General features: G+C 72.1%; 30 protein-coding genes and 1 riboswitch. Of the genes, 15 read left to right on the top strand and 15 right to left on the bottom strand.

The annotated features are described in order from the left end of the window. Window positions 1-260: 260 nt before the first annotated feature. Complete coding sequence (locus ACGFIE_RS17525; RefSeq protein WP_393295770.1) at window positions 261-920, top strand: C39 family peptidase; 660 nt, start codon at window positions 261-263, stop codon at window positions 918-920. Window positions 921-1,225: 305 nt separating this feature from the next. Here the strand turns inward: ACGFIE_RS17525 and dusB are convergent, their stop codons facing one another. The 5 genes from dusB to ACGFIE_RS17500 all read right to left on the bottom strand — a co-directional run bounded on the left by dusB (window position 1,226) and on the right by ACGFIE_RS17500 (window position 5,612). Beyond that, window positions 1,226-2,398, bottom strand: a complete 1,173-nt coding sequence (gene dusB / locus ACGFIE_RS17520) for a tRNA dihydrouridine synthase DusB (RefSeq protein WP_393295768.1) — start codon at window positions 2,396-2,398, stop codon at window positions 1,226-1,228. A gap of 74 nt (window positions 2,399-2,472) precedes the next feature. Next, a complete protein-coding gene (locus ACGFIE_RS17515; RefSeq protein WP_393295766.1) occupies window positions 2,473-2,907 on the bottom strand; it encodes a hypothetical protein in 435 nt (144 codons plus the stop codon). Between the two features lie 363 nt (window positions 2,908-3,270). After that, window positions 3,271-4,650 (bottom strand): glycine--tRNA ligase, encoded by a 1,380-nt coding sequence (locus tag ACGFIE_RS17510; RefSeq protein ID WP_393295764.1) that lies wholly within the window; start codon window positions 4,648-4,650, stop codon window positions 3,271-3,273. 116 nt (window positions 4,651-4,766) lie between these two features. Then, complete coding sequence (locus ACGFIE_RS17505; RefSeq protein ID WP_393295762.1) at window positions 4,767-5,246, bottom strand: hypothetical protein; 480 nt, start codon at window positions 5,244-5,246, stop codon at window positions 4,767-4,769. Window positions 5,247-5,270: 24 nt separating this feature from the next. Then, on the bottom strand, window positions 5,271-5,612 hold the full coding sequence (locus ACGFIE_RS17500) for an antibiotic biosynthesis monooxygenase (RefSeq protein ID WP_007463893.1): 342 nt from the start codon (window positions 5,610-5,612) through the stop codon (window positions 5,271-5,273). A 29-nt stretch (window positions 5,613-5,641) separates the two neighbouring features. Between ACGFIE_RS17500 and ACGFIE_RS17495 the strand changes: the two genes are divergently transcribed. From ACGFIE_RS17495 to ACGFIE_RS17455, 9 genes are all read left to right on the top strand, one after another. Beyond that, window positions 5,642-5,899, top strand: coding sequence for a hypothetical protein (locus ACGFIE_RS17495; RefSeq protein ID WP_387186581.1), 258 nt, complete (start codon window positions 5,642-5,644; stop codon window positions 5,897-5,899). A gap of 54 nt (window positions 5,900-5,953) precedes the next feature. Further along, entirely contained in the window at window positions 5,954-6,904 is a 951-nt protein-coding gene (locus tag ACGFIE_RS17490) for a metal ABC transporter substrate-binding protein (protein WP_393295760.1), read from the top strand. Continuing rightward, window positions 6,901-7,662 (top strand): metal ABC transporter ATP-binding protein, encoded by a 762-nt coding sequence (locus ACGFIE_RS17485; RefSeq protein WP_393295758.1) that lies wholly within the window; start codon window positions 6,901-6,903, stop codon window positions 7,660-7,662. The genes ACGFIE_RS17490 and ACGFIE_RS17485 overlap by 4 nt, the downstream gene beginning before the upstream one ends. A 3-nt stretch (window positions 7,663-7,665) precedes the next feature. Next, window positions 7,666-8,538, top strand: coding sequence for a metal ABC transporter permease (locus ACGFIE_RS17480; RefSeq protein ID WP_393295756.1), 873 nt, complete (start codon window positions 7,666-7,668; stop codon window positions 8,536-8,538). Between the two features lie 36 nt (window positions 8,539-8,574). Next, window positions 8,575-8,874 carry a metalloregulator ArsR/SmtB family transcription factor gene (locus ACGFIE_RS17475; RefSeq protein WP_007463903.1) on the top strand — a complete coding sequence of 100 codons (300 nt, stop codon included), beginning with the start codon at window positions 8,575-8,577 and terminating at the stop codon, window positions 8,872-8,874. Then, window positions 8,871-9,269, top strand: a complete 399-nt coding sequence (locus ACGFIE_RS17470) for a Fur family transcriptional regulator (protein ID WP_007463905.1) — start codon at window positions 8,871-8,873, stop codon at window positions 9,267-9,269. The genes ACGFIE_RS17475 and ACGFIE_RS17470 overlap by 4 nt, the downstream gene beginning before the upstream one ends. 4 nt (window positions 9,270-9,273) lie before the next feature. Further along, window positions 9,274-9,717 (top strand): GNAT family N-acetyltransferase, encoded by a 444-nt coding sequence (locus tag ACGFIE_RS17465; RefSeq protein WP_393295753.1) that lies wholly within the window; start codon window positions 9,274-9,276, stop codon window positions 9,715-9,717. An 88-nt stretch (window positions 9,718-9,805) separates the two neighbouring features. Then, window positions 9,806-10,414 (top strand): hypothetical protein, encoded by a 609-nt coding sequence (locus ACGFIE_RS17460; RefSeq protein ID WP_393295751.1) that lies wholly within the window; start codon window positions 9,806-9,808, stop codon window positions 10,412-10,414. A gap of 203 nt (window positions 10,415-10,617) precedes the next feature. After that, on the top strand, window positions 10,618-10,785 hold the full coding sequence (locus tag ACGFIE_RS17455; protein ID WP_393295749.1) for a hypothetical protein: 168 nt from the start codon (window positions 10,618-10,620) through the stop codon (window positions 10,783-10,785). A gap of 19 nt (window positions 10,786-10,804) precedes the next feature. Here ACGFIE_RS17455 and ACGFIE_RS17450 read toward each other — a convergent pair whose 3' ends face one another. From ACGFIE_RS17450 to ACGFIE_RS17430, 5 genes are all read right to left on the bottom strand, one after another. Then, window positions 10,805-12,811 carry an acyl-CoA dehydrogenase family protein gene (locus ACGFIE_RS17450; protein ID WP_393295747.1) on the bottom strand — a complete coding sequence of 669 codons (2,007 nt, stop codon included), beginning with the start codon at window positions 12,809-12,811 and terminating at the stop codon, window positions 10,805-10,807. A gap of 151 nt (window positions 12,812-12,962) precedes the next feature. Further along, on the bottom strand, window positions 12,963-13,466 hold the full coding sequence (locus tag ACGFIE_RS17445) for a DUF6328 family protein (protein ID WP_363689200.1): 504 nt from the start codon (window positions 13,464-13,466) through the stop codon (window positions 12,963-12,965). Window positions 13,467-13,685: 219 nt separating this feature from the next. Then, window positions 13,686-14,435, bottom strand: coding sequence for a sugar isomerase domain-containing protein (locus tag ACGFIE_RS17440; protein WP_393295745.1), 750 nt, complete (start codon window positions 14,433-14,435; stop codon window positions 13,686-13,688). After that, on the bottom strand, window positions 14,432-15,238 hold the full coding sequence (locus ACGFIE_RS17435) for an aminoglycoside N(3)-acetyltransferase (RefSeq protein WP_393295743.1): 807 nt from the start codon (window positions 15,236-15,238) through the stop codon (window positions 14,432-14,434). Before ACGFIE_RS17435 ends, ACGFIE_RS17440 begins: the two co-directional genes overlap by 4 nt. A gap of 38 nt (window positions 15,239-15,276) precedes the next feature. Next, the gene (locus tag ACGFIE_RS17430; RefSeq protein ID WP_393295741.1) at window positions 15,277-16,107 is read right to left on the bottom strand and encodes an alpha/beta fold hydrolase; all 831 of its coding nucleotides are present in this window, start codon (window positions 16,105-16,107) and stop codon (window positions 15,277-15,279) included. Between the two features lie 107 nt (window positions 16,108-16,214). Next, a riboswitch (TPP riboswitch) is annotated at window positions 16,215-16,319 on the top strand. 77 nt (window positions 16,320-16,396) lie between these two features. On the opposite strand from ACGFIE_RS17430, the gene ACGFIE_RS17425 reads away from it, so the two are divergent. The 3 genes from ACGFIE_RS17425 to ACGFIE_RS17415 all read left to right on the top strand — a co-directional run bounded on the left by ACGFIE_RS17425 (window position 16,397) and on the right by ACGFIE_RS17415 (window position 19,320). Beyond that, window positions 16,397-16,984: an ECF transporter S component gene (locus tag ACGFIE_RS17425; protein ID WP_393295739.1), complete on the top strand. Its 588-nt coding sequence runs from the start codon at window positions 16,397-16,399 to the stop codon at window positions 16,982-16,984. Window positions 16,985-17,101: 117 nt separating this feature from the next. After that, window positions 17,102-18,523: an ABC transporter ATP-binding protein gene (locus ACGFIE_RS17420; protein WP_393296385.1), complete on the top strand. Its 1,422-nt coding sequence runs from the start codon at window positions 17,102-17,104 to the stop codon at window positions 18,521-18,523. After that, on the top strand, window positions 18,520-19,320 hold the full coding sequence (locus tag ACGFIE_RS17415) for an energy-coupling factor transporter transmembrane component T family protein (protein WP_393295737.1): 801 nt from the start codon (window positions 18,520-18,522) through the stop codon (window positions 19,318-19,320). The genes ACGFIE_RS17420 and ACGFIE_RS17415 overlap by 4 nt, the downstream gene beginning before the upstream one ends. 140 nt (window positions 19,321-19,460) lie before the next feature. Here the strand turns inward: ACGFIE_RS17415 and ACGFIE_RS17410 are convergent, their stop codons facing one another. Continuing rightward, window positions 19,461-19,922, bottom strand: a complete 462-nt coding sequence (locus tag ACGFIE_RS17410; RefSeq protein ID WP_393295735.1) for a hypothetical protein — start codon at window positions 19,920-19,922, stop codon at window positions 19,461-19,463. 294 nt (window positions 19,923-20,216) lie between these two features. Between ACGFIE_RS17410 and ACGFIE_RS17405 the strand changes: the two genes are divergently transcribed. Beyond that, a complete protein-coding gene (locus ACGFIE_RS17405; protein ID WP_363689214.1) occupies window positions 20,217-20,513 on the top strand; it encodes an MTH1187 family thiamine-binding protein in 297 nt (98 codons plus the stop codon). Between the two features lie 145 nt (window positions 20,514-20,658). Further along, window positions 20,659-22,101: an NADP-dependent phosphogluconate dehydrogenase gene (gndA, locus tag ACGFIE_RS17400; RefSeq protein ID WP_363689216.1), complete on the top strand. Its 1,443-nt coding sequence runs from the start codon at window positions 20,659-20,661 to the stop codon at window positions 22,099-22,101. A gap of 127 nt (window positions 22,102-22,228) precedes the next feature. On the opposite strand, the gene ACGFIE_RS17395 is transcribed toward gndA, so the two are convergent. The 4 genes from ACGFIE_RS17395 to ACGFIE_RS17380 form a co-directional block, all read right to left on the bottom strand. Beyond that, entirely contained in the window at window positions 22,229-22,990 is a 762-nt protein-coding gene (locus ACGFIE_RS17395) for a pirin family protein (RefSeq protein ID WP_363689218.1), read from the bottom strand. After that, complete coding sequence (locus ACGFIE_RS17390) at window positions 22,987-23,187, bottom strand: thioredoxin reductase (protein WP_363689220.1); 201 nt, start codon at window positions 23,185-23,187, stop codon at window positions 22,987-22,989. Before ACGFIE_RS17390 ends, ACGFIE_RS17395 begins: the two co-directional genes overlap by 4 nt. Before the next feature lie 224 nt (window positions 23,188-23,411). Further along, the gene (locus ACGFIE_RS17385) at window positions 23,412-23,597 is read right to left on the bottom strand and encodes a hypothetical protein (protein ID WP_007463934.1); all 186 of its coding nucleotides are present in this window, start codon (window positions 23,595-23,597) and stop codon (window positions 23,412-23,414) included. 69 nt (window positions 23,598-23,666) lie between these two features. Next, complete coding sequence (locus ACGFIE_RS17380) at window positions 23,667-24,467, bottom strand: isoprenyl transferase (protein ID WP_144057220.1); 801 nt, start codon at window positions 24,465-24,467, stop codon at window positions 23,667-23,669. Window positions 24,468-24,473 lie beyond the last annotated feature (6 nt).

The following is a 24,473-nucleotide window of genomic DNA, read 5'->3' as shown; positions in this document are numbered from 1 at the left end:
CCGGGCCGTGGAGCACGGCAGCCGCCGGGAACACCCGACCGGCCGCCACGGTTACACCCCCGCACGGCCGAGCAGCACCACCGGCCGGCCCGTGCGGCAGCCGCCGGGAACACCCGACCGGCCGCCACGGTTACACCCCCCGGACACCCGAGCAGGCCGAGCCGCCGGGTGGATCCCCCTGAGACTTCCCGCCCGGCACACACCCCCCGCGACATTCGTGTGCCGAGGCACTTTCCCCCGATGCAGAGGAGCACGCCATCATGCGTACCGATCTGATTCGTAAGACCGCTCTGACCGCTGCTGGCCTGGCCTTCACCGGTGGCGCCATCGCCGGTCCCGTGACTGCCGCCTACGCCGCGTCGGACGCCAAGCCCGTGTCGCAGACCCAGACCGACCGCAAGGGTCACGGCGAGCGTCAGCTCGGGGTGCGCTACGAGGCGCAGCCGAACTTCTACTACTGCGGTCCGGCCGCGGCCCGTAACGCCCTGTCCGTGCAGGGCAAGGACATCAGCGTGGACGCCATGGCCAAGGAGATGGGCACCACCGAGGCCGGCACCAACAGCATCAACGACATCACCCCGGTGCTGAACAAGGAGACCGGTAAGGCCGACGCCTACCACAGCGTGGAGATCAGCAAGCCCGACGCCGACGCCAAGCAGACCGATCAGCTGCGCGCCGACGTGGTCAAGACCGTGGACAACGGTCGGGCCGTGGTCGCCAACATCGCCGGCACCACCACCGACACCGACGGCGGCATCCACTCGTTCGAGGGCGGGCACTACATCAGCGTCGTGGGTTACCGCGACAACGGTGCGATCGTGCGGATCGCCGACTCGGCCGACCCGAACACCGCCTCCTACGAGGTCACCGTCGAGCACCTCGCCGACTGGATCGCCACCCGCGGCTACGCCACCAGCTGACACCGCGAGCACACCACCGAAGGGCCGGACCCCACCAGGGGCCCGGCCCTTTTCGGCTTGACCGGTCGCGGTCCGGAGCACGGCAGGCAACCCGCCGACCGCGTCGTGGGTCCTTTGGAGCTGATGTCGTAAACGAATCAGGGGACGGCCGACCGACGCGAGCGGGTCGAGCGGGTCGAGCGGGTCGAGCGGGTGATTCGTTCCCGACATCAGCTCGATAGGACGCCGAACTCATCTGCCCAGCCCCGCCGAGGCAGCGTTCGGAAGGGAGGTTCGCGGGGCGTCTTGCTCAGCCGGCCGGAGGTTCAGCCGCCGGAGTCGTCCATTTCGGCGCCCTCGGGAACGGTGTCGTCGTCCCGGCTGGCCAGCCAGCCGTCCGGGAGGGAGACCTTGCCGGGCGAGTTGGTGCGCCCGCGCGGCTGACCGAGGGCGGCCACCGGGAAGGGTTCCGCCGGGTCGAGCTTGCCGAGCAGGTCGTCGAGCTGGGCCAGGCTCTCGATCATCGCCAGCGAGCGACGCAGTTCGCCACCGACCGGGAAGCCCTTCAGGTACCAGGCGACGTGCTTGCGGAAGTCGGTGCAGCCGTCCCGCTCACCCCGGGCGGGGTTGCGGGCACCGGCCACGAACTGGTCGACGAGCAGTTCGGCGTGGCGGCGCATGGTCACCGCCACCTCGCCGAGGGCGGGCAGGCGCCGTTCGGGACGCCCGTTGAAGGCGGCCTCCAGGTCGGCGAAGAGCCACGGCCGGCCGAGGCAGCCACGGCCGACGACCACACCGTCGACGCCGGTGTGGGCGACCATCCGCAGCGCGTCGTCGGCCTCCCAGATGTCGCCGTTGCCGAGCACCGGCACGTCGAGGGCCTGCTTCAGGGTGGCAATCGCGTCCCAGTCGGCGGTGCCCGAGTAGCGCTGCGCGGCCGTCCGCCCGTGCAGGGCCACGGCGGCCACGCCCGCGTCCTGGGCGGCGAGCCCCGCTTCGACGTACGTCAGGTGGTCGTCGTCGATGCCCTTGCGCATCTTGACGGTGACCGGCACCCCGGAGGGTGCGGCGGCGTCCACCGCGGCCCGGACCAGGCGGGCGAAGAGCCGGCGTCGCCACGGGAGCGCCGCGCCACCGCCCCGTCGGGTGACCTTGGGGACCGGGCAGCCGAAGTTGAGGTCGATGTGGTCGGCCAGGTTGCGCTCGACGATGATCCGCACGGCCGCGGCGGTGACCTCCGGGTCGGTGCCGTAGAGCTGGAGGCTGCGTGGCTGCTCGTCGTCGCCGAACGCGATCATGTGCAGCGTCTTCGGGTTGCGCTCGACCAGCGCACGTGTGGTGATCATCTCGCAGACGTAGATGCCGCCGCCCTGCTCGCGGCAGAGCCGGCGGAACCCGACGTTGGTGATACCGGCCATCGGCGCGAGCACCACCGGCGGCCACACCTGGTAGCCGCCCAGGGTCAACGGGCGTCCGGTCGCCACCGCAACATCACTCACTCTCCGAGTATAAGGAGAGGTTCCTCCACCTATGCCTGGCGCTCGGCGGGCGCCCGGGGTCGACCCGACCCGGCCTAGCGAGTCATCCGTCGGGCGGTGCTGAAGCCCGTCCCGCTCCGCCCCGTGCAGGTCTGGAGCACGAGGTCGTAGTGGCCCATCCAGGAAGGCAGCGAGCCGCCCTTGCGCGGCTGCCACCGGTGCCCGACCACCTGATAGGTGCCCCTGCACGGCCCCGACCCGACCCGGACCACAGTCCCTGTGGTGAGGTCGTCCAGCCACGCCCAACCCATCGTGTCGTGCCCCGCCAGGAGGCAGGTCGGCGACGTCGTCCAGGTGACCAGCGCTCCGCGGTCGACCGCGGTCTGCGAGTGGATCGCCGTGACGGGGGAGAGACGTGTCGTGCTTGCCTTGGGAGACCCAACCGGCTCGCGAGCGCGACGGGACGCGACAGGCGGCTGGGGCCTCTCCTGGGCGGCCTCGATGATCCCCTCGACGGACGACGGGACCATGGCTTCGGGACCTGTCGACAGGCGGGGCGCGGATGACGCGTTCGGCAGCGGGGTGGCGTGGGCGGCAGCCTCGGCAGGGGGAGGCTGGGCGGCACTGTGTTGGGCCGAGGAGCCCGCGAGGGCCGGCAGTCCCGCGACAATCGACGCCGCAGCGGCCAAGCGGAGGACAGAAAATCGCTTCGCCAACGTGGTCTCACTTTCCTTCCGGCTGAGATCACGATATCGAAGGATGGCATTGAATTGATTTCATCGGCCACGACCCGCCGCTGGTCGACAATTTGCACGGCTATTTTCCGGGCTGCCACGAGAACCGAAAGTGCCTCCTCTCCACGGCGGTGGAGAGGAGGCACTTTCGCTATCAGGTCAGCAGCCGGGAAGGCGTTCGATCAGGTAACGCTCGACCTGGTCCAGGGAGACCCGCTCCTGGCCCATGGTGTCGCGGTTCCGCACCGTCACGGCGTTGTCGTCCAGGGTGTCGAAGTCGACGGTGACGCAGAACGGGGTGCCGATCTCGTCCTGCCGGCGGTAGCGGCGGCCGATCGCCTGCGAGTCGTCGAACTCCACCACCCAGCGCTTACGCAGCAGCGTCGCGAGGTCCTTCGCCTTCGGCGAGAGCGCCTCGTTGCGGGACAGCGGCAGCACCGCCACCTTCACCGGGGCCAGCCGCGGGTCGAACCGCATCACCGTGCGCTTGTCCACGCCACCCTTGGTGTTGGGCGCCTCGTCCTCGTCGTACGCCTCCAGCAGGAAGGCGAGCACGGCGCGGGTCAGACCGGCGGCGGGCTCGATGACGTACGGCATCCAGCGCTCGCTCTTGGTCTGGTCGAAGTACGACAGGTCGACGCCGGAGTGCTTGCTGTGCGTGGACAGGTCGAAGTCGGTGCGGTTGGCGACACCCTCCAGCTCGGCGAACTCGGTGCCGCCGAACTGGAAGCGGTACTCGATGTCGACAGTGCGCTTCGAGTAGTGCGAGAGCTTCTCCGCGGGGTGCTCGTAGAGACGCAGATTGTCCGCCGAAAGGCCGAGGTCGAGATACCAGTTCCAGCGCTCCTGGAGCCAGTACTCGTGCCACTCTTCGTCGGTGCCCGGCTCGACGAAGAACTCCATCTCCATCTGCTCGAACTCGCGGGTCCGGAAGATGAAGTTGCCCGGGGTGATCTCGTTGCGGAACGACTTACCGGTCTGCGCGATGCCGAACGGCGGCTTCTTGCGGGCGACCGTCTCGACGTTCTTGTAGTTGACGAAGATGCCCTGCGCGGTCTCCGGGCGCAGGTAGTGCAGCCCCTCGTCGCTCTCCACCGGGCCGAGGTAGGTCTTCATCAGACCGTTGAACATCTTCGGCTCGGTGAAGGTGCCCTTGTTGCCGCAGTTGGGGCAGTTCAGCTCGGCGAGCGAGGTCGGCGCGTGGCCGTGCTTGGCCTCGTACGCCTCCTCCAGGTGGTCGGCCCGGAACCGCTTGTGGCAGAACTGGCACTCGGTGAGCGGGTCGACGAACTCGGCGATGTGGCCGGACGCCTCCCACACCTTGCGGGCCAGGATCACCGCGGAGTCGAGGCCGACGACGTCGTCACGCTGCTGGACCATTGTCTTCCACCACTGCCGGCGGACGTTCTCCTTGAGCTCCACGCCGAGCGGACCGTAGTCCCACGCCGATCGGGTGCCTCCGTAGATCTCGCTGGAGGGGAAGACGAAGCCTCGGCGCTTGGCGAGGCTGACGACGGCGTCGATACGGTCGGCTGGCATGTTTCCTCCTACGCCGGCTGGCGGTCGGCGGGGGCGAGATGTGGATGGATCGGTCGGTTCGGGACAACGGTACGACCACCGGCGCCCCGAGCCCAGCAGAATACCGGGGGCGGGGGTCAGCTCACCCCGCAGACCTCCATGCCGCCGGTCTGACCGTCCTGGCCCAGGCTGACCTGCTGCCGCTCCCGGTCGCCGCCGTCGAGGGTCACGTCGACCGGAACGGTCAGGCTGGTGGTGTCCACCTCACCCACCCGGAACGCGGTGACCTGCGGCTCGGCGGCGGCCCGCCGCTCGAACTCGGGGCGGGACTCGCGCCGCTGCGCGTCGTCGCAGAGCTGGTCGTACGCCCGGCCGTAGTTTCGCTCGACGAGCGCCTGGTAGTAGTCGCCGGTGACCGTGCGGCCCTGCTCGCGAACCGCCTGCACGCCGCTCACGGCCAGGCCGACGACGGCGCTGCCGCCCCCGCCACAGCAGAGCGCCACGGCGAGCGCGCCGACGCCGAGGCCGATCCAGAGCCGGGTCCGGCGGCCCTCGGTGGGCGGCGCGGCGAACGGCGGAGCCACACCGGGACCGGGCGGCGGGGCGGGTGCGGTCATAGGAGCAGCGTAGTGTCCTGCCGCTCAGCGGTAAGGACCCGCAGCCCGATCACTCTCGGCGACCACCACGGCTCCCCCGGGCGCGGCGCTGGCCAGCGCCTCGTACGCGGACGGCTCGTCGACCGACTCGGCGAGCAACGGCACCGCGCTCACCTTGACCTCGAAGGCGCCCAGCGCCCGCCGGTAGGTGCCTACCGACTCCCACTCGGTGACGAGCGACCAGTACCGGGGGTCGTCCAGGGCTCGGACCAGTTGGCCGCGCAGGTAGCCGGGGCAGGCGGCCAGGGCCGTGAGGGCGGCGTGCGCCCGTTCGGTGAAGCCGTCGGCGACATCGACGTCGACCACGAACCGGTTGGTCACCAGCACCGGGGGTTCCTCCTCGTAGAGTCTGTGGGATGCAGCGTACGCAGCGCCCTCTGCTGGCCCGGTTGGCCGGGGCGAACCCGACGTCGGTGTTCCTGCTCACCCTGGTGGTGGTGCTGGTGGCGTTCTTCACGCCGGGGGTGGTGGGCGGGCTGCTGACGTTGGCCCTCGCCGCCGCCCTGATCGTCCTGTTGGCGACCACCTGGCCCGTTCAGGCGCCGCAGACCCGGCTGATCCGGCTGCTGATGCTGACCCTGCTGGTCACCGTGGGTCTGGCGAAGCTGCTCTGACATGCAAGCATGCGTTTTTGACAATCATTGTCGTTACCACGGACAGTTGGGGACATGACCAACCGCACCACGTCCCGCGTCCTGGCCGCCGCGACCGCCCTGCTCACCCTGAGCGCCGGCGCCGGCTGCTCCATCGGCGGCGCGGCCGGCGCCGATCCGCAACGGGTCGACGTGGTTGCCGCGTTCTATCCCCTCCAGTTCCTCGCCGAGCGCGTCGGCGGTGACGCGGTCCGCGTGACCAACCTGGCCAAGCCCGGCGCCGAGCCGCACGACCTGGAGCTCAGCCCGAGCCAGGTCGGTGAGGTCACCGAGGCCGAGATGATCGTCTACCTCAAGGGCTTCCAGCCGGCGGTGGACGAGGCGGTCGCGCAGGACGACGACGACCGGGTGTTCGACGTGGCCGGCGTGCAGCCGCTGCTGGACGCGAGCGCCGGTGGCCACAACCACGAGGGCGAGGAGGAGCAGGGCGAGGAGCAGCACCGGCACGCCAAGGACCCGCACGTCTGGCTCGACCCGACCCGCCTCGCCGGCATCGGCGACCAACTCGCCAAGCGTCTCGGCACCGTCGACCCGGACCACGCCGCCGACTACACCGCCCGCGCCACGGCGCTGCGCGCCGACCTCACGGCCCTCGACGGCGAGTTCACCCAGGGCCTGGCGACCTGCCAGCGGCGGGAGATCGTCACCAGCCACGCCGCGTTCGGCTACCTGGCCGACCGCTACCGGCTCGACCAGGTGGGCATCACCGGGCTCACCCCCGACGTCGAGCCCTCGCCGCAGCGGCTCGCACAGGTCATCGAGGAGGCCAAGGAGCACCGGGCCAGCACGATCTTCTTCGAGTCGCTGGTCAGCCCGAAGGTCGCCGAGACCATCGCCGGTCAGGTCGGCGCGAAGACCGCGGTGCTCGACCCGATCGAAGGGCTCGCCGCGGGCAGCGACTCGGACTACCTTTCGGTGATGCGTACCAACCTGCAGACCCTGCGGACGGCGTTGAGCTGCTCGTGAGCACCCCCGTCATCACCGTCGAGCACGGCGCGGTCGGTTACGACGGCCGCCCGGTGCTCCGGGACGTCTCGCTCAGAGTGACCGCCGGGGAGGTGGTCGCGGTGCTCGGGGCCAACGGTTCCGGCAAGTCCACGCTGATCCGCGCGATCCTCGGCCTCGTGCCGCTCGGCGCCGGCTCGATCACCCTCTTCGACAGGCCGTTGCGCCAGTTCCGCCAGTGGCAGCGCATCGGGTACGTGCCGCAGCGCCTCGGCGCCGGCGGAGGCGTGCCCGCCACGGTCCGCGAGGTGGTGGCCTCCGGCCGGCTGGCCCGCCGGGGCGTACTGCGTCCACCCGGCGCCGCCGACCGGACCGCCGTCGACGCGGCCCTGCGCGCGGTCGGGCTCGCCGACCGGGCCGGCGACCCGGTGGCCACCCTCTCCGGCGGTCAGCAGCAGCGCACCCTGATCGCCCGCGCGCTTGCCGGCCAGCCGGAGCTGCTGGTCCTCGACGAGCCCACCGCCGGGGTGGACGCGGCCAGCCAGGAGGCGTTCGCGGGCGCGCTGCGCGACTTCGTCGCCGACGGCGGGACGGTGCTGCTGGTGGCACACGAGCTGGGCCCGCTGCGGCCGGTGATCACCCGGGCGGTCGTCGTCCACCAGGGCGGCATCTGTCACGACGGCGCGGTTCCGGACCCGGCCGGCCACCACGCGGAGCCCGACCACGACCACGTGCACCCGCACGGTCCCGACGAGCCCGCCGGGCTGTGGAGCAACTGAGAAATGGAACTCTTCCAGTACCCCTACATGCAGCGCGCCCTGATCGGCGCGTTGGTGATCGGCCTGGCCGCGCCGGCGCTCGGCATCTACCTGGTGCAGCGCCGACTGACACTGATCGGCGACGGCATCGGGCACGTGGCGTTGACGGGCGTCGGCGCCGGCCTGCTCCTCAACCGCTCGCCGGTGCTGGTGGCGGTGATCGTCGCCACGGTCGGCGCGATCGCCGTCGAGGTGGTCCGCGCTCGCGGGCGGACCTCCGGCGACCTGGCCCTGGCGCTGCTCTTCTACGGCGGCATCGCCGGTGGCGTCCTGCTGGTCGGCCTGTCCGACGCGACAAGCGCCAACCTCAACGCCTACCTGTTCGGGTCGCTGCTCTCCACCTCGACCACCGACCTGATCACCGTCGGAGTGCTCGGCGCGGCGATCCTGATCACCATGATCGTGCTGCGGCCGGCACTCTTCGCGATCAGCCACGACGAGGAGTACGCCCGCGTCTCCGGCCTGCCGGTGCGAACCCTCAACCTGCTGATCGCGGTCACCACCGCGGTCACGGTGACAATCGCGATGCGGGCCGTCGGGGTGCTGCTGATCAGCGCGCTGATGGTCGTTCCGGTGGCCACCGCCCAGCAGGTCACCAGGGGCTTCCGCAGCACGATGACCGCCGCCATGGCGCTCGGGCTCTTCGCCGCCGGCGCCGGCGTCTGGGTGGCGGCCACCGCCGACACCCCGCCCGGCGCCTCGGTGGTGCTGCTGGCCATCGCCTCCTTCCTGGTGGTGGCCGTGGCGGGCGCTGCCTGGCGGGCCGTGCGCCGCCGCACCGCGCCGGCTACCGTGCCGGTGCCGGAACCGCACGAGGTCGTGCTCGACCGAGGCTGATCGGCGGATGTCGGTGGTATTGGTTACCGTTGCAAGATGACCAGCGCAACGGGCTACGAGGGTTTCGACGGAGCCAGCGAGCTGCTCCGGGCCCTGTCGGCGCCGATCCGGCTGGCCATCGTCAGCGAGCTCGCCGGCGGCGAGCGGTGCGTGCACGAGCTGGTGGAGAAGCTGGGCGCCGCACAACCGCTGGTGTCCCAGCACCTGCGGGTGCTGCGCGGAGCGGGCGTGGTGCGCGGTTCCCGCCGGGGTCGGGAGATCGCCTACAGCCTCGTCGACGAGCACGTCGCGCACATCGTGGCGGACGCGGTCAGCCACGCCGGGGAGGGATCATGAGTGAGAGTGGCGCCGCGGTGCGCAACACGCGGCAGCGCTCGGCGGTGAGCGCGCTGCTGGGCGAGATGGAGGGCTTCCACAGCGCCCAGGACCTGCACGCGATGCTCCGGCAGCGCGGCGAGCGGGTGGGCCTGACGACTGTCTACCGCACGTTGCAGGGGCTGGCCGACGCGGGCGAGATCGACGTGATGCGCCCGCCGGGCGGTGAGCACCTCTACCGCCGGTGCAGCGAGGGACACCACCACCACCTGGTCTGCCGGGCCTGCGGGCGTACGGTCGAGGTCGCCGGCCCCGCGGTGGAGAGCTGGGCCGACCGGGTCGCGGCGCAACACGGCTACGCGGACGTCAGCCACACCCTGGAGATCTTCGGCACCTGCCCGGCCTGTGTCCACTGACGCCGTGACCGACCTTCGGTTCACTCCGGTGCGGCCAGTGCCCGGCGAAGCGACCCTGCTCGACTGGCAACACATCCACAATTCGATCATCCACACGGCTCCGCTGTCGGCGGACGAGATCGTCGCTCGCGCCCAGCGCAACGTCCTCGAGGTCGCGTACGCCGACGGGGTGCCGGTGGGCTGCTCGACGGTACGGCCCCCGACCCCCGACGCCGCGACCGTGATCGCGCGGGTCGTGCCCGGCAGCCGCCGACGTGGCTACGGGGAGCAGATCTACCAGCGCGGGCTGGCGCGGGCGCGGGAGCTCGGCGCGCAGGTCATCGAGACCGTCGTCCTGGCGTCCAACGACGAGGGCCTGCGGTTCGCCCGACAGCACGGCTTCGTCGAGATCGAGCGGTACGTCTTGCCGGGTGACACCGTCGCGTTCGTGGACCTGCGGCTCGCCTGACCGAAAGCGGTCGCGCCTTCGCCCGGGCCGCACCGGCCGCCGAATCGACGGGTGCCGGGCCGGAGTCGTTCGTGGCACGCTGTCCGGCGTGAAGATCTACGCCGATCGGTTGCCGACCGCCGTCCGTCAGTTGCTCACCGACCTGCTCGTCATCGCCTGGGTGTACGTCGCGATCCGCGCCGCGCTCTGGCTGCACGATCTGGTGCAGAAGCTCGCCGTACCCGGACAGAAGCTGGAGGGCGCCGGCAGTGGCCTCGCCGACAACCTCGCCGACGCGGGCGGCAAGGTCCGGCGGGTGCCGCTTGTCGGCGACGAGCTGACCGCACCCTTCCAGCGGGCCGCCGACGCCGCCCGAGGTCTCGCCGACGCCGGCCGCGACCAGCAGCACCTGGTCGACCAACTCGCCCTCGCCCTCACCATCGCGGTGCTGATCTTCCCGCTCGGCCTGGTGCTGTTCGGATGGCTGCCGCTGCGGCTGCGCTGGATGCGCCGGGCCGGATCGGCCGCGAAGCTGGCCGCCGGACCGGCCGGACGGGACCTGCTCGCGCTGCGCGCGCTCGCCACCCAGCCGCTGGGCCGGCTGGCCCGGATCGCACCGGACGTGGCCGAGGCGTGGCGGCGCGGCGACGACGCGACAGTCGACGCGCTGGCCGCGTTGGAGCTGCGCCAACTCGGCCTACGCAGCCGGGGCAGGTGAGGTCGGCGCGTCCCGTTCGGGCGCCGCTGGTCAGCCGCCCTTGCCATGATCAGGTGATGAAAAGTAGGTCTGAGAGCCGCTTCTGACCTACTTTCCATCTCCTGATCAACGGACACCGCCGTACCGCCCCGCGCGAGCATGTCCGTCGGCACGCCCACCGCGCCACTTCCGGCCTGCGCAGCCGGGGCCGCTAGGGTCTTCGGGTGTTCTACTTCCTGATCGTCATCGCCGTGCTGCTGCTCGGCTACGCCGCCGTCCTGGTCTCCTTCGTGCGCAAGGGCAAGAAGATCCCACCGGCGGCATACCTGGCCCTGGCCGGGCTCAACGGCCTGATCCTGGCGGGTGTGCTGGCCTGGGCGGTCTCCCGCTGACCAACCGACGTCGCACCCGTCACGGCCTCGGCGGGATGCGGCGGCGGACGTCCTCGGCGGTGGACGGGCCGGGCGACCAGCGGGCCACCCAGGGCAACTCCTCGGACGGGGTGACGACGCCCTCCTCCAGGCCCGCGTAGCGGCCGGCGAGGATCCGCTTGGCGGCGGCCGTGTCGACGGAGTCGGTGTTGTCCCACAGAGCGGCGAACAGCGCGTCCACCCGGACTCGGGCCTGCCGGCAGAACAGGTCGGCCAGCTCGACGTTCTCCGGCCGCGTGTCGCGCTCGGCGGACGCCCGGACACAGACGGCGGACATCGCGAACAATTCCGCGCCGATGTCCACCACACGCCCGAGGAACGCCTGCTTGCGCTCCATCTTTCCCTGCCAGCGGGACATCGCGTAGAACGTCGACCGGGCCAGCTTGCGCGACGACCGCTCCACCTGGCGCAGGTGCGCGGCCAGGGGGCCGAACTCGGCGTACGCCGACGGGCTCTGGCCCCTGCCGACCGCGAGGGTGGGCAGCCACCTCGCGTAGAACGCGCCCGCTCTTGCGCCGGCGCGGGCCTTGCGGCCGAGCCCCGCCTCCGGGTCGATGATGTCGCCGGCCACCGACAGGTGGGCGTCGACCGCCTCGCGGGCGATCAGCAGATGCATGATCTCGGTCGAGCCCTCGAAGATCCGGTTGATCCGCAGGTCCCGGAGCACCTGCTCGACGTTGGCCGGACGTTCGCCGCGAGCGGCCAGCGAGTCGGCAGTCTCGTAGCCACGCCCGCCCCGGATCTGGATGAGCTCGTCGGCGATCTTCCAGGCCATCTCGCTGGCGTACAGCTTGACCAGCGCCGCCTCGATCCGGATGTCGTTGCGGTCGTCGTCGGCGAGCAGGCAGCAGAGGTCGAGCATGGTCTCCATGCCGTACGTGGTGGCGGCGATGAAGGAGAGCTTCTGGGCGACCGCCTCGTGCTCGCCCACCGGCCGACCCCACTGGACCCGGTCGGCGGCCCATCCGCGTGCCACGTTCAACGACCACTTGCCGGCGCCCACGCACATGGCCGGCAGCGAGAGCCGACCGGTGTTCAGCGTGGTCAGGGCGATCTTGAGCCCCTTGCCCTCACCACCGATGACGTTCTCCGCCGGCACGAACACGTCGTGGAACCGGGTCAGGCTGTTTTCCAGGCCGCGGAGGCCGACGAACTCGTTGCGCCGTTCCACTGTGATGCCCGCGCTGTCGCCGTCCACCACGAACGCGGTGATCCCGCCGCGCCGACCCTCGGCGGCCGGCACCCGGGCCATCACGACCAGCAGGGTGGCGACGATGCCGTTGGTGGCCCAGAGCTTCACACCGTTGAGCCGGTAGCCGGTGCCGTCCTCGGTCGGCTCTGCGGTGGTGGCGAGCCGGGCCGGGTCGGAGCCGACGTCGGGCTCGGTGAGCAGGAACGCGGAGACCTCCCCGGCGGCGAGTCGGGGCAGGAAGCGCTGCTTCTGCTCGGCGGTGCCGAACATCTTCAGCGGCTGCGGCACACCTATCGACTGGTGGGCCGAGAGCAGCGCGCCGATCGCCGGGCTGACCGAGCCGGCCAGCATCAGCGCGCGGCAGTAGTGCAGGTTGCTCAGCCCGAGGCCGCCGTACTTCCGATCGATCTTCATGCCGAACGCGCCGAGGTCGGCCAGCCCGTGGAACACGGAGTCCGGAATCGAGGCTTCCCGCTCGATGGCCGCGCCGTCCACCTCGGAGGTGAGGAAGTCGCGGAACCGGCCGAGGAACTCCTCGGCGCGGGCCACGTCGTCCGGGTCGGAGGTGGGCCAGGGGTCGATCAGGTCGAGCCGGAACCGCCCGAGGAACAGCTCCTTGCCGAAGCTGGGCCGGTCCCAGGCGGACTCCCGGGCGGCCTCGGCGACCTGCCGGGCCTCCTTCTCCGAGACCTGCCCGGCCTCGGTGGGCAGCGGGGCGGCGGCGCCGGCGGTGTCGGCCGCGGATTCGGAGTCGGGGCCGTCCGGTGCCGGTCGGCCGTTCTGCGTCGTGGTCACGGCTGCCCCCTCGAAGCTCGGTGCGGCTGCGGCTGTTGCGCGTCCCCCGGCCGCCCGGCCGGACCGGCGCGGACCGCGTCGACGTGCGTGACTACCGTCACGCTACCCCCGGTTGTTACCCAGGGGTAGCGGTGCGGGCGGATCGACGTGCTCAGCGACCGCCGGCCGCATCCGGGTCGTCATCCTCGTCGTCGATGTCGTCGTCGCCCCAGTTGCGTCGGGCGAACGGCAGGATCACCCAGAACGCGAGGAACCAGAGCCCGGCCACCGCGCTGAGCACGAAGGCGATCGGCCGGTCCAGCACGAAGTCGGTGATCAGCAGCACCGCGCTGACCATCGCGATCAGCATGAAGGCGAGGCCGCCGGTGGCCATCCGGTGCGCGAACCGCACCAGCTCCGGCTTGCGCCCCTGGCGGAACAACGCCCGGTGGAACGCCACCGGCGAGATGATCAGCGCGGTGGCGGCGGCCGCGGCGAGCAGCGCGACGATGTAGACGTCCCGCTGGAACTCGCTGGTCCGGGTGAAGCCGTTGCTGAACGGAAGGGTGAGCAGGAAGGCGAAGAGGATCTGCACACCGGTCTGGGCGACCCGCAGCTCCTGCAACAGGTCGGCGAAGTTGCGTTGCCAACGCTGCTTCTCTGTCTCCTTGGACACGCGCTACCTCCGGTCAGACGCTACTGCCGACGGTCCCGGCCGCCGGCAGCAACGCCAATGCCCCCCACGACCGAGCGCGAAACGGGTTCACGACACGTCCCGGCCATCCGCCGGTCACCCGCCGGCCATCGCCCGGTCGCCGCGCCGCCGCCGCCCGCGCCACGCCGCCGTCATGCCGCTGGCCGCGCCATCCACGCCGCCCGCGCCTGCCGCCCGGTGTCAGGAGCCGCGGCGGATCCGGCCGGCGTACCGGGCCTCCAGCGCGTTGTTGTGCGCGTCGCCGTCCGGGATGTTCGCCGACAGGTAGACCGGAGGCCGCTCCCCCACCGCCAGCAACCGGGCGACCACCTCCACGGTGATCTGCTGCGCCAGCAGCGCCGCCGTGATCGACGAGACCGCGCCGACCGCGCCACCGCCGGGCAGCGGCAGCGTCGCATCGCCGTACGGCGCGCCGTTGTCGAGCACCACGTCGGCGAGATCGGCCAGCTTGCGCCCGGACGGGTGGCGGGACGTCATCCGCCCGGAGTGCTGCGCCGAGGTGATCGCCACCAGCGGGTGACCATGCTCCTTGACCAGCGTGGCGAACTCGACCATCGCGCCGTTGACCCCTGAGTTCGACGCGAGCACGAAGACGTCGGCGGGCCGTACGGGGGCCAACTCCCAGAGCCGGTGCGCCACCTCCGGATCCCGCTCCAGCAGCGGTCCGAGACGCTCGGCCGGTTCGCCGCCCAGCAGCACCAGGTCACGCAGCGCGATCCGGTTGGTGGGCACCAGGCCACCCGCCCGCCCGGCGATCTCCATGGCCAGGGCCTCGGAGTGCCCGGTGCCGAAGGCGTGCACCACCCCGTCGGCGCGCACCGCTTCCGCGATCAGATCGGCGGCCCGCCCCACCGCCTCCCGCTGGCTGGCGGACACCCGGCCGATCGTCTCGGTCACCACTGCCAGGTAGTCCTCGGCGCTCACACTCATAGATCCTCCGTCGTCCGGTTGCGGGCCATCCACTGCACCGCGAAGTCGACAGCCGCCCGCTGGCGTACCAACCTCCCCGTCCCGGCGCCGACCGGGCCGGAGCGCACCGCCCCGGTGGCCTCCAGGTCTTCGCCCAACGCGCCGAAGTCGCTCGCGTCGAGCCGGACATCCTGCCACCACACCCACTCGCGGCCGCCGTCGGCCGTACGCACCGCCGCGCCCAGTCGCTCGCGGACCAGCGCCGGGAGGCGATATTCGGCCAGGTGCAGCGAGGTGTTGACGGTGTGGTCCACCCCGAGCAGCAGCACGTCGGCGTCCAGGTCGTAGAGCCGGGCCAGCGGCGAGCCCGCACCGAGCATGTCGGCCAGGCCGTGCCCGGTGACCACCTGCTCGGCCGTCGGCCCGAGCGCGGCGAACGACACGTGGGGATGCGCGCTGCGCAGCGCCGCGGGCCAGCAGCGGACCGTCTCGGCGAACACACCCATGTGCCGACTCGGCGTGACCGCCGGGTCGTAGCCCGGCATCTCGGCGCGGATCAGCGGCCACCAGTCCACCGGCACCGGCGGGTTGCGCCACTGCGCCGGGTCACTGTTGTCGGGGGTGTGGGTGGGCACCACGATCGTGCCGTCCGGGCCGAGCGCGTCGCGCAGGGCGAGCACCAGCGCCTGCGGCCCACCGCAGACGAAGCCCAGCGAGCGCATCCCGGCGTGCACAAGCACCGTCGAGCCGGGGCGTACACCCAGTAGGCGCAGCTGCGCGGCGAGCGCGCGGCGGGTGCCCAGCCCGTCGGCGGGCGTCGTCACGGCGCGTCTCCTCCCGGCGCTCGTCGGCCCGGCACGGCTCAGGCCGTCCCGGCGACCCGGGCCAGGACCGCCTCGGCCAGCGCGGCGGGCGCGGCGTCCGGGATCCAGTGGGTCACCCCGGGCAGCGGTACGAAGCGGTAGTCACCAGTGACGTTTGCGGCGCACGCCTCGGCGGCGGTACGCCCGATGGCGATGTCCCGGTCGCTCCACACGTAGGTGGTGGGCACGGCGACCGGACCGACGCCGGCCAGGTCGGCGCGGGACATGGCCCGGTACCAGTTCAGGGCGGCGGTGAGCGCACCCGGCTCCCGCATCGGATCGGCGTAACGGTTCACCCGGGAGGCGTCGCCCACCCCGCCGAGCATCCTGCGCAGCGCCGTCGCGTGCCACGCCAGCAGCACCTTCTCGGCCTTGCCCGGCTTGCGGAACAGCGCGATGTACGAGGAGCGGGCCTTCTGCTCGGTGTCGCTGCCGAGGGCGTGCGCCATGGCCGCCGGGTGCGGCACGGACACCGCCGTCAACGTACGGACCCGATCCGGGTGCGCGGCGGCCACCGCCCAGGCCACGATCGCGCCCCAGTCGTGGCCGACGAGGTGGACGGCGTCCACACCGAGCGCGTCGAGCACGGCCACCGCGTCGGCGACCAGTTCGGGGATCCGGTACGCGGCCACCGCTTCCGGCCGGGCGCTCGGCGAGTAGCCCCGCTGGTCCAGCGCGTACGTGCGCAGCCCGGCCGCGTGCAGTGCCGGCACGACCTCGTCCCACTCGCCGCTGTGCTGCGGGAAGCCGTGCAGCAGCAGGACGGGAACGCCGTCGGACGGGCCGCCGGTGCGTACCTCGAATGTGAGACCTCGCGCGTCGACCTGCATGATCGTCAGCCTACCCAGCCGCCGCCGCGCCGGTCCGGACGCGCAGGTGACGCGCTGCCCTGCTGGGCCGTTACCCCTGGTCGGTGCTAGCGTCAGCGAGACAACTTCACATCCGACAGGGGAGCGCACAGCGCTGAGAGTGCGGGCACGCCCGCAGACCCTCGAACCTGATCTGGGTAATGCCAGCGCAGGGAGTTCGGTCGACCTCCAGCCGCGCCGTGGGTCCGGTGCCACCGGACGCGCGGCGTGCGTCTTCTCCTGGTTCGTTCCACTGAACTGGGAGCACAGCATGGACAACACCACAAGCCGTTGGCGCACCATCGACATCGTGGTCGCCTCGGTGATCGCGGTCGCCTTCGGCGTCATCTTCTGGGCCTGGGGCCTGGTCTGGAGCGCCACCGAGGGGGCTTTCGCCTTCTTCCCGCCGGCGCAGACGCTGATCTACGGCGTCTGGCTGCTGCCGGCCGTGGTCGGCGGCCTGGTCATCCGCAAGCCCGGCGCCGCGCTCTACTGCGAGACGGTGGCCGCGGTCGTCTCCGCGCTGCTGGGCAGCCAGTGGGCCGGCACGGTGATCCCCCAGGGCATCGTGCAGGGCCTCGGGGCCGAGTTGGCGTTCGCCGCCTTCCGGTACCGGTCGTACCGGCTGCCGACCGCCGTGCTCGCCGGTGCGCTGACGGGTCTCAGCGCGGCGCTGTTCGACTTCTTCGTCTGGAACGTCGACTACGCGCTGGGCGACTACCGCATCCCGTACGCCCTGCTCACCATCGTCAGCTCCACCGTAATCGCCGGTGCGGGGGGTTGGCTGCTCACCCGCGCCCTGGCCAACACCGGCGCCCTGGACCGCTTCCCCGCAGGCCAGAACCGGGCCCTGGTCTAACCCCCCACCCCCACTCCGCGCTGATCATGAGGTTGACGGGCGGATGGATCTTCATAACCACCGTCAACCTCATGATCGACACTGCAGGGTGGAGCCGAGGCCCGGGAGGGGGTGGGTGTGGTGGGGGGCGGGGTTCTGTTGCGGGGGTTCGGGTGGCGGCACGCCGGGCGGCGGGCCTGGGCTCTGCGCGGGGTGGATCTGCGGGTGGAGGCCGGGGAGCGGATTTTGCTGCTCGGGCCATCGGGGGCCGGCAAGAGCACCCTGCTCAGCGCGCTGGCCGGGCTGCTGCCCGAGGATTCCGGCGAGCAGGAGGGCACCGTCGAGATCGACGGGCTCGACCCCCGCAAGGCGCGGGAACGGGTCGGCATCGTCTTCCAGGACCCGCAGAGCCAACTGGTGATGGCGCGCAGCGGCGACGACGTCGCGTTCGGGCTGGAGAACCGGGGCGTGCCGACAGACGAGATCTGGCCCCGGGTCGACGAGGCGCTGCGGCGGGTCGGCTTCCCGTACCCCCGGGACCGGCCGACGGCCGCGCTCTCCGGCGGCGAGCAGCAACGCCTCGCCCTGGCCGGCGCGCTGGCCCTGCGGCCCAGCCTCCTGCTGCTCGACGAGCCGACCGCCAACCTCGACCCGGACGGGGCCGCCCTGGTCCGACGCGCGGTGGCGGGCGCGCTGGACGTCGACACCACACTGATCCTCGTCGAACACCGGGTCGCCGAGGCGCTCCCACTTGTCGACAGGGTGGTCGTCCTGGAGCCCGGCGGCGGCGTCCGCGCGGACGGAACGCCCGACGCGGTCTTCGCCGCGCACGGCGACACCCTCGCCGCCGAGGGCGTCTGGGTGCCCGGTCACCCCATCGCGCCCCGCACGGCCACCGTCGCCCCCGGCGACGTCCTGCTCACCGCCGACCGGCTCGGCCTGCCGCCGCGGCTGGGCCACACCGACCTGGCGGTACGCGCCGGAGAGGCCCTCGCGGTACGCGGACCCAACGGCGCCGGGAAGTCCACCCTGGCGCTGCTGCTCGGCGGCCTGCTCAAACCGGGCGTCGGCCGGGTCACCGCCTCGGTCGAGTTGGCCGGAGCCGACCACCGCGCTCCCCCGCACCGCTGGCGGGCGCCCGCGCTGACCCGGCGGATCGGGTCGGTGTTCCAGGACCCGGAACACCAGTTCGTCACCGGAACAGTCTTCGACGAGTTGGCGCTCGGTCCCCGCCGGACGGGTCAACCCGAGGCGGCCGTCCGGGAGACCGTCGCGGGTCTGCTGGACCGGCTGCGGCTGACCCGACTCGCGGCGGCCAACCCGTACACCCTCTCGGGTGGGGAGGCGCGGCGGCTGAGCGTGGCGACGGCCCTGGCCACCGCGCCCCGCCTGCTGATCTGCGACGAACCGACCTTCGGTCAGGACCGGCGGACCTGGCGGGAGCTTGTCGATCTCCTCGCCGACCTGCGCGACGCCGGCCACGGCGTGGTCGCGGTCACCCACGACCTGGACTTCGTCGCCGCGCTCGCCGACCGGACCGTGACCCTGGAGCGCGGATGATCAGCATCGAGCCGGTCGCCGCGCCCGGCGCCCCGCTGGCCCGGCGCAACCCGGTGGCGAAGGTGTCCGCCGCCCTGGTCTTCTCGTTCGCCCTGCTGGCGACGCTCGACCCGGTGGCGCCGGCGATCGCCATCGCCGTCGAACTCGCCGTCCTGCCGCTGTTCGGCGTCCGCTATCGCGTGCTGGCCCGGCGGGCCCTGCCCCTGCTGCTCAGCGCCACAGGCATCCTGGTCACGCTTGTGCTCTTCGCCGCCGACCAGTCCGGCCGGGTCCTGCTCGACGTCGGACCGGTGCTGGTGAGCACGGGCGTGCTGGGCACCGCTCTCGGTCTGGTGCTGCGGATCTTCGCGGTGGCCCTGCCCGGCGTGATCGTCTTCGCCACCACCGACCCGACCGACCTGGCGGACGCGCTGATCCAGAACGCGAAGGCGCCGGCGCGGTTCGCCATCGGCGCGCTTGCCGCGTTCCGGCTGGTGCCGCTGCTCGGCCAGGAGTGGCAAATGATCAGCATGGCCCGGCGGGCGCGCGGCGTCGACGCCGGACGCAACCCGGTGGCGAAGCTGCGGCTGTTCGCGTCCACGGCGTTCGCGCTGCTGGTCGGGGCGATCCGCCGGGGCACCCGGCTGGCCGTCGCAATGGACGCGCGCGGGTTCGACGGCGACACACCACGTACCGTCGCCCGCCACCAGCGCTTCGGCCTCGCCGACGGGCTGCTGATCGCCGGGGCGGCCGCGCTGGCCGGAGCGGCCCTGACGACGAGCGTCCTCCTCGGTGCCTTCCGGCCCCTGATCGGCTGATCCTCTCCCCATCGCCGGGACACACGCGCGATGATCCACTCCACATCGCCGACATGGGGGCATCCAGATGCCCGGACACCCCCACGTCGCCGACCTTGAGTGGATCAACCGCCCGGCCGCCCCGGCGGTGCGGGGGTTGGTCAGCTGCGTCGGAAGGCGTAGCGGCGCGGTTGACCGGCCCGCTGGCTGCGGCCGCCACCCGCGCGGTCACCGCCGGCCTGCGGTGGCCCGGCCGTCGGCGCCGTCGGCCGCCCGGCGGTCTTCGACAGGTCTTCCACCGCCGGCGCGTCGACCGCCGCCGGCACGTCCACGGCCAGCGCCGGCTCGGTCAACGCCGCCGGCAGCGCCGGCTCGGTCAGCGCCGCCGGCAGCGCCGGCTCGGTCAGCGCCGCCGGCAGCGCCGGCTCGGTCAGCGCCGCCGGCAGCGCCGGCTCGGTCAGCGCCGCCGGCCCGGTCAACGTCGCCGGGAGCGCCGGCGCGATCGCTTTGACCGGGAGGTCCGGGTGGGTGGGTGCGAGCGGGCCGTGGCCGGCCGCCGGGTCGGTGCCCAGTGGGGTCGGCGCGGCGGTACGGGTCTTTCTCGGACTGCGTTTGGCAGGCATCCGGGCCTCCTTCGGTGCCGACCGTCCCCGGCGGTCCCGCGCTCCGGCGGTCGGTCGGGTCGGCTGGTGACCGTGGCAACGCGACGGTCGAATGGGGAAGGGACTGCTCACCGGGGATCGGGCCGGGTCGACACCGCCGAACGGTGGACGGAGACGCTGCGACGCCCGGGAGCGCACGGACCGCCGTCGCGGGGCGGCGGGCCGGCTCGGAAAGTGGGGCATCAGTTGCGCATGTCCGAACCCTAACCACTGCTCGACCGCACGCGCACCCGGTTTTCCTGACACGATCGGCGCATGCTTGTCGCGTTCTCGATCACCCCGCTCGGTGGCGGCGACTCCGTGGGTGACCTGGTCGCCGATGCGGTACGGGTGGTCCGTGAGTCCGGGTTGCCCAATCGGACCGATGCCATGTTCACCACCGTCGAGGGCGAGTGGGACGAGGTGATGGCGGTGGTGAAGCGGGCGGTCGACGTGGTGGCCGCGCAGGCGCCCCGGGTGAGCGTCGTGCTGAAGGCCGACGTCCGGCCCGGGGTCACCGACGCGCTGACCGCGAAGGTGGCGCGTGTGGAGGATCGACTGGCCCAGGGGTGAGCGTTACTGCCGGTCGGGATGTCGACGCGCAGCGCGGACGGGCCGCCACCAGGCAGTGACCCGCCGTGGGACGACCCGCCCACGATGTCGTCCGCCGCGATACGGTCGCAGCAGGATAGTTCGACGGCGAGAGGTGGCGGCACGAATGGCTGAGCAGGCGACGGCGCAGATCGGCGTGACCGGGCTGGCGGTGATGGGCCGGAACGTGGCCCGCAACCTGGCCCGCAACGGCTTTACCGTGGCGGTGCACAACCGGTCACCGGAGCGCACCCGCAGTCTCGTCGCCGAGCACGGTGACGAGGGCACCTTCGTGCCCGGTGAGTCGATGGCCGATTTCGTGGCGGCGCTGGAACGGCCCCGCGCGGTGATCGTGATGGTCAAGGCCGGTGCGCCGACCGACGCGGTGATCGACGAGTTGGTGCCGCTGCTGGACGAGGGCGACATCATCGTCGACTGCGGCAACGCCCACTTCGCCGACACCCGCCGCCGGGAGGAGGCGCTGCGCGCGCAGGGGCTGCACTTCAGCGGCACAGGCGTCTCCGGTGGTGAGGAGGGCGCGCTGCTCGGGCCGAGCATCATGCCTGGCGGTTCCGCCGAGTCGTACGCGAAGCTCGGGCCGATGTTCGAGAAGATCGCGGCTCAGGTGGACGGTGTGCCGTGCTGCACGCATGTCGGGCCGGACGGCGCCGGGCACTTCGTCAAGATGGTGCACAACGGCATCGAGTACGCCGACATGCAGCTCATCGCCGAGGCGTACGACCTGCTCCGGGCCGGTCTGGGCGCGAAGCCGGCGGAGATCGCGGAGATCTTCCGCGACTGGAACAGCGGCGAGTTGGAGTCGTTCCTCATCGAGATCACCGCCGACGTGCTCGCGCACACCGACGCGGCGACCGGTCGCGCGTTCGTCGACGTCGTGCAGGACCGGGCCGAGCAGAAGGGCACCGGTAGGTGGACGGTGCAGAGCGCCCTCGACCTGGGCATTCCGATCACCGGGATCGCCGAGGCGACGTTCGCCCGCTCGCTGTCCGGGCACGTCGACCAGCGCGAGGCCGCCCGTCGGGCATTCCCGGACGCGGGTGAGCAGTGGCAGGTCGCCGACCGGGACGCGTTCGTGGAGGACGTCCGCCGCGCGCTGCTCGCTTCCAAGATCGTCGCGTACGCGCAGGGCTTCGACCACATCCGGGCCGGCAGCCAGGAGTTCAACTGGGACATCGACCTCGGTGGCACGGCGACCATCTGGCGGGGCGGCTGCATCATCCGCGCCCGCTTCCTGAACCGCATCCGCGAGGCGTACGACGAGCAGCCCGACCTGCCCACGCTGCTGGTGGCACCGTACTTCGCCGAGGCGGTCGCGGCAGGTGTGCCGAGCTGGCGGCGGGTCGTGGCCGACGCCGCCCGGGCGGGTGTGCCGACGCCGGCGTTCTCGTCGTCGCTTGCGTACTTCGACGCGCTGCGCGCCGAGCGGCTGCCCGCCGCGCTGATCCAGGGCCTGCGGGACAACTTCGGCGCGCACACCTACCAGCGCGTCGACCGCGAGGGCTCGTTCCACACCACCTGGGCCGGCGACAAGACCGAGTCCCCGGCGTAACGGGGAGCGCTCCGCGCCCGCAAGATCGCACTGAATCGATGATGGAGGGGTCTCCCGACAACGGGAGGCCCCTCCATCCATGTTCGAGCGTGATCATGGGCCCGACGGGAGGCGTCGGGGGCACCGGTCAGGCGACGGTGGCGTGCATCTCCCAGACGAGGATCTCGGCCGGCTCGTCGGCGGTCACCCGCCGGCCACCGGTCATGGTGAGCCGGGCGGCGTCGCCGGTCCCGAGGGGGCCACTGTCCTCCAGGGTCACCGTGCCGTCCGGGACGTACAGGTGCACGAAGGGCGCATCCGGGAGGGTGACCTCGTCGCCGGGGCCGAGTCGGGCGGCGTGCAGGGTCGCGTACCGGTTGCGGATCCGGATCGCGGACGCGCCGTCGTAGCGGTCCATCCCGGAGGCGATCGGCACCAGGCCGCCGCGCAGCAACTCGTCCTCGATCTCCAACTGCTCGTAGCCGGGGTCGACGCCCTGCTCGTCGGGGAGCACCCACATCTGCACGAAGTGCACGGGATCACTGTGCGGCTCCTGGTTGTTGAGCCGCCAGGCGTCGTTCTTCTCCGAGTGCAGGATGCCGGTGCCGGCGCTCATCCGCTGCGCCAGGCCCGGATAGATCACTCCGGAGTGGCCTGTCGAGTCCTGGTGCACGAGCGAGCCGCGCAGCACCCAGGTGACGATCTCCATGTCCTCGTGCGGGTGGGTCTCGAAGCCGGCGCCCGGGCGGACCACGTCGTCGTTGTTGACAAGCAGCAGCCCGTGATGGGTGTTGGCCGGGTCGTAGTGCCGGGAGAACGAGAAGGAGTGCTTGGAGTCCAACCAGGAGATGCGGGTGGCGAACCGGTCGTCGGCGCGACGCAGGTCGACCGACGGCGCGGGTGCGGTCACCAGGCACGCTGCCCGGCGTCGGGGGTCGTCGGCGCCCAGGCCAGGGCCGGCTCGCCGGTGGCCAGCTCGGCGATCTCACCGGTACGCAGCTGTGGCGTGTGACCGAACTCCGCGCAGTGCTGCTCGGCTATCTCGGCGCAGATCTCGGCCACCTGCTCGCAGATCGGGTCACCCAGATCGGCCGCGTTCAACGCCATGATCATCTTGTATCGGAGATCCCGCATATCCACCCCAAACCGCCATCATCCCGCCACCTCCGGACCCTACCCGCCCCCATCCCGCACCACCTGCGAACAGTCGCACATCCCGGCCAACCGCCCGAGCGGCACCGGCACGCCCACCGACGGCGCCCCACGGGGGTGGGCGCGGGCACGAGAAGGCGCCGCCCGCGTTCGTGCGGGCGGCGCCGGAGAGTCGCGACCTACCAGAACCGGCGGCGCTTGGCCTTCTGCGGGCGGATCAGATCCGCGCCCCTGGTCAGCAGCCGGGTCGCCCCGGAGGGACCACGCCGGGCCTCCAGGGTGTGGCTGAGCCGGCGGGCGCCGGCCGCAGCCAGCGGCACCGCGACGGCCATCACCGCCCACTGGGCAATGCGCTTCTGGATCATGTGGGTTCACCTCCGTCAGTAGCTGTCTGACGGAGGTGATACCCAGCGTGACGTGTCGGTAAGCCTCGCTCAGACCGTCGGGGCCACCGGGTTGGGCAGTGCCCCGCCGAAGCGCCGGTCCCGCTGGGCGTACAGCTCGCACGCGTACCACAGGTGGCGGCGGTCGAAGTCCGGCCAGAGCGTGTCCAGGAAGACCAGCTCGGCGTACGCGGTCTGCCAGAGCAGGAAGTTGGAGATCCGCTCCTCGCCGGAGGGCCGCAGGAACAGGTCCACCTCCGGGATCTCCGGGTGGTAGAGGTACTTCGCGACGGTCTTCTCGGTCACCTTCGACGGGTCCAGTCGACCGGCCGCCACGTCCCGGGCGATCGCCGCGGCCGCGTCGCCGATCTCGGCCTGCCCGCCGTAGTTCACGCAGAACTGCAGGGTCAGCGTCGAGTTGCCCCGGGACATCTCCTCGGCGGTCTGCAACTCGGAGATGACGCTCTTCCACAACCGCCCCGGCCGCCCGGACCAGACCACCCGGACGCCGAGGTCGACCAACTGGTCGCGGCGTCGACGGATCACGTCCCTGTTGAACCCCATCAGGAACCGGACCTCGTCCGGCGAGCGCCGCCAGTTCTCGGTGGAGAACGCGTACGCCGACAGGTAGGGGATGCCCATCTCGATGGCGCCCTCGATGGTGTCGAAGAGGCTGTGCTCCCCCGCCTCGTGGCCCTTGGTGCGGGGCAGCCCGCGGTCCTTGGCCCACCGGCCGTTGCCGTCCATCACGACCGCCACGTGCTTCGGCACCGCCTCGCTCGGCAGCGCCGGCGGCCGGGCACCGGACGGGTGCGGCGTCGGTGGCGTCGGCTCGCGCCGGCCGGGCCTCATCGATCG

This window comes from Micromonospora sp. NPDC049275, from assembly GCF_043197115.1.
GTDB lineage: Bacteria > Actinomycetota > Actinomycetes > Mycobacteriales > Micromonosporaceae > Micromonospora.
This window is presented reverse-complemented; position numbering and strand designations above follow the sequence as displayed.

Excerpts from the sequence above, each read along its gene's own strand:
- ACGFIE_RS17470 (WP_007463905.1), top strand. The coding sequence starts at position 8,871 with ATGAGTGAGAGTGGCGCCGCGGTGCGCAACACGCGGCAGCGCTCGGCG.
- ACGFIE_RS17390 (WP_363689220.1), bottom strand. The coding sequence starts at position 23,187 with ATGGCGTTGAACGCGGCCGATCTGGGTGACCCGATCTGCGAGCAGGTG.
- ACGFIE_RS17490 (WP_393295760.1), top strand. The coding sequence starts at position 5,954 with ATGACCAACCGCACCACGTCCCGCGTCCTGGCCGCCGCGACCGCCCTG.
- ACGFIE_RS17480 (WP_393295756.1), top strand. The coding sequence starts at position 7,666 with ATGGAACTCTTCCAGTACCCCTACATGCAGCGCGCCCTGATCGGCGCG.
- ACGFIE_RS17385 (WP_007463934.1), bottom strand. The coding sequence starts at position 23,597 with ATGATCCAGAAGCGCATTGCCCAGTGGGCGGTGATGGCCGTCGCGGTG.
- ACGFIE_RS17440 (WP_393295745.1), bottom strand. The coding sequence starts at position 14,435 with ATGAGTGTGAGCGCCGAGGACTACCTGGCAGTGGTGACCGAGACGATC.
- ACGFIE_RS17525 (WP_393295770.1), top strand. The coding sequence starts at position 261 with ATGCGTACCGATCTGATTCGTAAGACCGCTCTGACCGCTGCTGGCCTG.
- ACGFIE_RS17495 (WP_387186581.1), top strand. The coding sequence starts at position 5,642 with ATGCAGCGTACGCAGCGCCCTCTGCTGGCCCGGTTGGCCGGGGCGAAC.
- ACGFIE_RS17430 (WP_393295741.1), bottom strand. The coding sequence starts at position 16,107 with ATGCAGGTCGACGCGCGAGGTCTCACATTCGAGGTACGCACCGGCGGC.
- ACGFIE_RS17415 (WP_393295737.1), top strand. The coding sequence starts at position 18,520 with ATGATCAGCATCGAGCCGGTCGCCGCGCCCGGCGCCCCGCTGGCCCGG.
- ACGFIE_RS17505 (WP_393295762.1), bottom strand. The coding sequence starts at position 5,246 with ATGACCGCACCCGCCCCGCCGCCCGGTCCCGGTGTGGCTCCGCCGTTC.
- ACGFIE_RS17510 (WP_393295764.1), bottom strand. The coding sequence starts at position 4,650 with ATGCCAGCCGACCGTATCGACGCCGTCGTCAGCCTCGCCAAGCGCCGA.
- ACGFIE_RS17475 (WP_007463903.1), top strand. The coding sequence starts at position 8,575 with ATGACCAGCGCAACGGGCTACGAGGGTTTCGACGGAGCCAGCGAGCTG.
- ACGFIE_RS17425 (WP_393295739.1), top strand. The coding sequence starts at position 16,397 with ATGGACAACACCACAAGCCGTTGGCGCACCATCGACATCGTGGTCGCC.
- ACGFIE_RS17410 (WP_393295735.1), bottom strand. The coding sequence starts at position 19,922 with ATGCCTGCCAAACGCAGTCCGAGAAAGACCCGTACCGCCGCGCCGACC.
- gndA (WP_363689216.1), top strand. The coding sequence starts at position 20,659 with ATGGCTGAGCAGGCGACGGCGCAGATCGGCGTGACCGGGCTGGCGGTG.
- ACGFIE_RS17515 (WP_393295766.1), bottom strand. The coding sequence starts at position 2,907 with ATGGTCCCGTCGTCCGTCGAGGGGATCATCGAGGCCGCCCAGGAGAGG.
- ACGFIE_RS17405 (WP_363689214.1), top strand. The coding sequence starts at position 20,217 with ATGCTTGTCGCGTTCTCGATCACCCCGCTCGGTGGCGGCGACTCCGTG.
- ACGFIE_RS17380 (WP_144057220.1), bottom strand. The coding sequence starts at position 24,467 with ATGAGGCCCGGCCGGCGCGAGCCGACGCCACCGACGCCGCACCCGTCC.